This is a genomic window from Mesorhizobium sp. M2A.F.Ca.ET.067.02.1.1 (genome assembly GCF_004023285.1).
Classification (GTDB): Bacteria; Pseudomonadota; Alphaproteobacteria; order Rhizobiales; family Rhizobiaceae; genus Mesorhizobium.
Genome location: NZ_RZSB01000384.1, coordinates 1 through 5,658, shown reverse-complemented (window position 1 = coordinate 5,658; position 5,658 = coordinate 1). Strand labels below are relative to the sequence as shown.

6 protein-coding genes and 1 pseudogene are annotated in these 5,658 nt (G+C 64.0%); 5 read left to right on the top strand and 2 right to left on the bottom strand.

Features of this window, described 5'->3' with window-relative positions; genetic code table 11:
• Positions 1-51 precede the first annotated feature (51 nt).
• Positions 52-959, top strand: a pseudogene (locus tag EOA28_RS22820) (DMT family transporter); the annotation flags it as partial.
• A 381-nt stretch (positions 960-1,340) separates the two neighbouring features.
• Here the strand turns inward: EOA28_RS22820 and metF are convergent.
• Positions 1,341-2,258, bottom strand: a complete 918-nt coding sequence (metF, locus tag EOA28_RS22815; protein WP_126060063.1) for a methylenetetrahydrofolate reductase [NAD(P)H] — start codon at positions 2,256-2,258, stop codon at positions 1,341-1,343.
• The gene (locus tag EOA28_RS22810) at positions 2,258-3,265 is read right to left on the bottom strand and encodes a metalloregulator ArsR/SmtB family transcription factor (protein ID WP_127250689.1); all 1,008 of its coding nucleotides are present in this window, start codon (positions 3,263-3,265) and stop codon (positions 2,258-2,260) included. The genes metF and EOA28_RS22810 overlap by 1 nt, the downstream gene beginning before the upstream one ends.
• A 140-nt stretch (positions 3,266-3,405) precedes the next feature.
• Here EOA28_RS22810 and tsaA point away from each other — a divergent pair, with 140 nt between their 5' ends.
• The 4 genes from tsaA to EOA28_RS22790 form a co-directional block, all read left to right on the top strand.
• Positions 3,406-3,912, top strand: coding sequence for a tRNA (N6-threonylcarbamoyladenosine(37)-N6)-methyltransferase TrmO (tsaA, locus tag EOA28_RS22805; RefSeq protein WP_127250688.1), 507 nt, complete (start codon positions 3,406-3,408; stop codon positions 3,910-3,912).
• A complete protein-coding gene (locus EOA28_RS22800) occupies positions 3,909-4,223 on the top strand; it encodes a DUF2293 domain-containing protein (RefSeq protein WP_127250687.1) in 315 nt (104 codons plus the stop codon). The genes tsaA and EOA28_RS22800 overlap by 4 nt, the downstream gene beginning before the upstream one ends.
• A gap of 85 nt (positions 4,224-4,308) precedes the next feature.
• Complete coding sequence (locus tag EOA28_RS22795) at positions 4,309-5,268, top strand: D-amino acid aminotransferase (protein WP_127250686.1); 960 nt, start codon at positions 4,309-4,311, stop codon at positions 5,266-5,268.
• A 125-nt stretch (positions 5,269-5,393) separates the two neighbouring features.
• On the top strand, positions 5,394-5,658 hold a 265-nt coding region (locus tag EOA28_RS22790; RefSeq protein ID WP_128315296.1), incomplete at its 3' end, for an SDR family NAD(P)-dependent oxidoreductase.

The following is a 5,658-nucleotide window of genomic DNA, read 5'->3' as shown; positions in this document are numbered from 1 at the left end:
GTTGGTGAGGTGTGAAGCCGAGATTGCGATCGGCCTGGGGAGGAACAGGACATGTCGATTACGGCCGCCGCCGCGCCGACGCGCGGACCGATGACACTCAAGGATTGGGGGCAGCTTCTTCTGCTCGGCGCAATCTGGGGCGGCTCGTTCTTCTTTGCCCGCATTGCAGTGTCCGAGATCCACCCGCTTGCGCTGGTGCTGTTCCGCGTCGCCATCGCCGCCATCGGACTTCAGCTCTATCTGGCGGTCCGCGGCCCCTCGTTCCGGCTCGCCTTCCCGCATGCCGGCCTGTTCTTCCTGCTGGCGCTCACCAACAATGTCGTGCCCTTCTCGCTGATCTTCGCCGGCCAGACTAAGCTCGGCGCCGGCGTCGCCTCGGTGCTCACCGCCACCACGCCGTTCTGGACGCTGATCCTGGCCAATGCGCTCACCACCGATGAGAAACTGTCCTGGAACAAGCTGGCCGGCATCGCGCTCGGTGTCGCCGGCACTGCGGTGATGATCGGTCCGGGCCTTGTTGCCGGACCCGGCGGGCCGGTCTGGGCCAATTCGCGCTGATCGGCGCTTCGGTATCCTATGCGATCGCCTTGATGATCGCGCGCCGCTTCAAGGGCGTGCCATCGCCAGTCATCGCCACCGGGCAGCTGACCGCCTCGACCATCATCATGATCCCCATCGTGCTCATTGCCTATGGGCCGACGGGCTCATTGTCGGCCTCGCAGCCGGTCTGGGCCGCGGTGCTGGGCCTGGCGCTTTTGTCTACCGCCTTCGCCTATATCCTCTATTTCAACCTCGTCGCCTCGGCTGGCGCCACCAATGCCTCGCTGGTCACCTTGATCGTCCCGGCCAGCGCGGTGTTGCTCGGTTTCCTCTTCCTGGGCGAGCGGCTGGCGCTGTTCGAGATCGGCGGCATGACGCTGATCGGATTGGGCCTCATCACCATCGACGGACGGCTGTTCGGCAATGGTAGCGCTGTCATGCCACACCGCCGCCACAATTTATTCACAACGGCGAAGCCGGCTTTTGCCGAAGAGTTTCAACGGCTAACGGCAAATCCCGGGTCGCAAATTCCACAATCATGTCGCATTGCAGCACGTTTTCCGCTTGCCTGTGGCCCAAATGCCCCTAGACTCCTGCCATAGCTCTGAAGAGGAGGCTATGGCATGGGACTGACGAGGCCGATCAACGCTTTGATGATTTGTGCCGCATTCGCATTCATCGGTGCCTTGATCATAGGTGTTCTTCCCTGACCCGCCAAAGAGGGAAGACCAAGCACCGAGAATAGTCCAACAGTTCGAAAAGGCTGGGTTTCCACCCGGCCTTTTCCATTTCCGCCGACCTCAGGCCGCGGCCGAACCGGTCGCCTCCGCCTCATGCGAGCGGATGCCGATCATGTGGCAGACGGCAAAGACCAGGTCAGCACGGTTCATCGTGTAGAAATGGAAATCGCCGACGCCGCGCTCGACAAGGTCGAGCACCTGCTCGGCCGCCACGGCCGAAGCCACCAGCGCGTGCGTCTGCGGGTCGTTCTCCAGCCCCTCGAAACGCTCGGCCAGCCATGCCGGCACCAGCGCGCCGCAGCGTGACGAGAAATTGGCGACCTGGGTAAAATTATGCACCGGCAGGATGCCCGGCACGATCGGGATATAGATGCCGGCGCGGCGCGCCCGCTCGACATAGCGTTCATAAAGATCGTTGTCGAAAAAGAACTGGGTGATCGCCCGCGTCGCGCCATTGTCGACCTTGCGCTTCAGCATGTCGATGTCGGTGGCGAAATCCGGGCTTTCCGGATGCTTTTCCGGATAGGCCGAGACCGAGATGTCGAAATCGCCGACGCTCTTCAGCGCCCCTACCAGTTCGGCGCCATTGGCGTAGCCGTCCGGATGCGGGCGATAAGAGGTTCCGACGCCTGCGGCCGGATCGCCGCGTAGCGCAACGAAACGGGTGACGCCGAAGTCGACGAACTCGCGGATGACCGTGTCGACCTGATCGCGCGCGGCGTCGACGCAGGTCATATGCGCCGCCGGCGTCAGCGTCGTCTCGTTGAGGATGCGCTTGACCGTGCGCGCCGTGCGCTCGCGGGTCGAGCCGCCCGCGCCGTAGGTCACCGAGACGAATTCCGGCTTGAGCGGCTCCAGCCTTGTGACCGTATCCCACAACCTTGCTTCCATCTCGTCGGTCTTCGGTGGAAAGAACTCGAACGAGACGCTGACCTTCTCGCCTATGTCGGGGCGACGGGAAAAGCGGAACTGGTTCATCAGGCTGTTTCCCTCACTGGCAAGGAATCGTTGGACGGGTCTGCGATCTGCAGGCGGCGGTCGCGGCCGAGCCAGAGCTTGACGGTGAGCCTTGCCTCGTTGCCGCCGCGCGGCTCGAATTCCTGGCTGTCCTCGAGGTCGAGGCCGGCCTCCGCGAACCAATCGGACATCTGCCGGTCGGAGAAGCCCAGCCGCATATGCGCATGCTGGTCGCGCAGGAATTCGAGATTATGCGGCGCGAAGTCGACGACGATCAGCCGGCCCGATGGCCTGAGCAGCCGCGCCGCTTCGGCGATGGCGCGGGCGGGATCGTCGAGATAATGCAGCACCTGGTGGATGGTGACGAGATCGAAGGCGTTGCGCTCGACCGGCGGCGAGAAGATATCGCCCTGGCGCACCTGCGCGTTGGCGATGCCGGCCTTGTCGAGATTGGCGCGCGCCACCGTCAGCATCTCGCGCGACATGTCGATGCCGACACCGCGCCGGTAGAGCGGCGCGAAGATTTCGAGCAGCCTGCCCGTGCCGGTGCCGAGGTCGAGCATCGACTGGAACGGCCGCTTGCCGACAAGCTTGATGAGCGCCGCCTCCACCGCGCGGTCCGGCACATGCAGCGAGCGGATATGATCCCAGCTCGCGGCGTTCTCCGAGAAATATTCGGCGGCCCGGTCCTGCCGCTTGCGCTTCACCGCCGCCAGCCGCTCGAGATCGCGCACCACCTGCGGATCGGCCTCGCTGATGCCGGAGACCAGACGCTGCACGAAATCGCGCGAATTATCCGTATCGGTCAGCCGGAAGAAGGCCCAGGACCCTTCCTGGTAGCGGCCGATCAGCCCGGCCTCGAGCAGCAGCTTCAGATGGCGCGAGACGCGGGGCTGCGACTGTCCGAGTATCTCGGTGAGGTCGGAGACGGTGAGATCGCCGCGCGAAAGCAGCACCAGGATGCGTAGCCGGCTGGATTCGGCCGCCGCCTTCAATGTATCTACCATTGTGTCGAGCGAGACATGCATGAGCGGGCTCTCGTTGAAAGATATAAAGATATGTTTATGTCGATTTCGAAACCCTGGCAAGCGCTATGTCGCTTCCGGACAAGAAAATGGCGCAGCCGTGATCCGCGCCTGGCAGACGGTTCTTGCGCGGAGTGAAGAGCATGTTCGAGACGCGTGAAGGTGAAACGCTTCTTGCGGCCGATCCGGCGGAGTTGCGGCCGGACGGCCATGTCGTCTTTATCGGACGCATCGTCTCGCCCTGGACGAGGCGCGAGGATTGCCCCAAGAACATGCGCGCCGCCCGCGAATCCGGGCGGGCCGCGACAGTCCTGATCGACGAGCCCTATCGCCCGGGGCTGCGAAACCTGGAACGCGCCAGCCACATGGTCATCCTGTCCTGGCTCCATCACGCGCCGCGAAATCTGATCGTGCAGAAACCGCGCCATGCGGCTGAATCGAAAGGCGTTTTCTCGCTGCGCTCCCCTGCCCGGCCGAACCCCGTCGGCCTGCATGTGGGAAAGCTCGTCGCGCTCGACATCGCGGCCGGACGGATCGGGATCGACGCCATCGACGTGCTCGACGGCACGCCGGTCATCGACATCAAGCCCTATTACGCTTCAACCGATGCCTTTCCCGAAGCGATCATCGCCGGACGCGACGACAAATGAGCGCCCCCACCGGCCGCCGCCGCGCCATCGCCAAGGCGCTGACCGCGCTTCTTCCGCTCGCGCCCTACGCCGACATGGAGAAAATCCGCGCCGATGCCGGTTCGGTGCACATGAAGACCTTGCCGCCAACCATCGCGGTGTGGCTGGCAACGATCGCCCATATCCGCCATGCCCACACCGATTACGAGAAGCTGCTCGCCGAAGGCTATGACCGGGATTCGGCGCGCTTCTTCGTCATCGAGCAGACCAATGCGGTGCTCACCCGCTGGCGGGCGACACGGTTGCTTGAGGAAGACGACGAGGACGAGTGAGGCCAAACAACGCTGCCTGCCTGGCTCTACTTGTTCCGCAACCGGACGCTAGCCTGCCTCACCTGAACGCCCGAGGAGGAATGAAATGAGCCAGGCAGCCGCCACGCCAGCCAAGCCGTTCCCCTTTCTCTCCGAACACCACATCGATCCGCATGCCTATCCCGACGGCGTCGCCTTCCTCGACGGACAATATCTGCCGATGTCGCAGGCCAAAATCTCGGTGCTGGACTGGGGCTTTCTGCATTCCGACGCCACCTACGACACGGTCCACGTCTGGGACGGCCGCTTCTTCCGCCTCGACCTGCATCTCGACCGGTTCTTCGGCGGGCTGGAGAAGCTGCGCATGACGATCCCGTTCGATCGCGACGGCGTTGCGGAGATCCTCCACAATTGCGTCGCGCTGTCGGGCCATCGCGCGGCTTATGTCGAGATGCTGTGCACGCGCGGCGCCTCGCCGACCTTCAGCCGCGACCCGCGCCAGGCGATCAACCGCTTCATGGCTTTCGCCGTCCCCTTCGGCTCGGTCGCCAATGCCGAGCAATTGCGCACCGGCCTGCATGTCGCGATCAGCGACAAGGTCCGCATTCCGCCGGCCTCGATCGATCCTTCGATCAAGAACTACCATTGGCTCGATCTGGTCCGTGGCCTTTACGATGCCTATGACCGTAGCGCCGACACCGCGCTCATCCTCGACTTCAATGGCAATGTCGCCGAAGGCCCGGGCTTCAATGTCTTTTGCGTCAGGGACGGCAGGCTCACGACGCCCGCCGTCGGCGTGCTGCCCGGCATCACGCGCCGCACCGTCTTCGACCTGTGCGCCGAAATCGGCCTCGCCGTCAAAGCCGAAGCGGTCGGCGTCGCCGCTCTCAAAGGCGCCGACGAGGTCTTCATCACCTCGACCGCCGGCGGCATCATGCCGGTCACCACGATCGACGGCGCGCCGGTCGCCGGCGGCAAGGTCGGTCCGATCACCGAGCGGTTGATGGCGCTCTACTGGAAGAGGCATGAGGATCCCGCCTGGTCAAGTGCGGTGCGTTATCCCTGACCCACGGATTATTTCTCGGAACGCATCTGGAAAAACGCCGACAGCGCCGTACATGCCGTAAGCGGAGATTCCTCCGCTTTCCTCCGAGAGAATTCACGGCCTTCCAAGGGCAAGGAATACACATCATGACAAACAAGGTTTGGTTCATCACCGGATCGTCGAAGGGCTTTGGCCGCGTCTGGGCCGAGGCCGCGCTCGCCCGCGGCGATCGCGTCGCCGCCACCGCCCGCGACGCCGGCACGCTCGCCGATCTCGTCGAGAAATATGGCGACAACATCGCCGCCCTGAAGCTCGACGTCACCGACAAACGGGCGGTCGACGCCGCGATCGCCGAAGCGCACAAGCGGTTCGGCCGGCTCGACGTCGTCATCAACAATGCCGGCTACGGCC

Bases quoted from the DNA above. Each gene is read 5' to 3' on its own strand.
- metF (WP_126060063.1), bottom strand. From the start codon at position 2,258: ATGAACCAGTTCCGCTTTTCCCGTCGCCCCGACATAGGCGAGAAGGTC.
- EOA28_RS22810 (WP_127250689.1), bottom strand. From the start codon at position 3,265: ATGCATGTCTCGCTCGACACAATGGTAGATACATTGAAGGCGGCGGCC.
- tsaA (WP_127250688.1), top strand. From the start codon at position 3,406: ATGTTCGAGACGCGTGAAGGTGAAACGCTTCTTGCGGCCGATCCGGCG.
- EOA28_RS22800 (WP_127250687.1), top strand. From the start codon at position 3,909: ATGAGCGCCCCCACCGGCCGCCGCCGCGCCATCGCCAAGGCGCTGACC.
- EOA28_RS22795 (WP_127250686.1), top strand. From the start codon at position 4,309: ATGAGCCAGGCAGCCGCCACGCCAGCCAAGCCGTTCCCCTTTCTCTCC.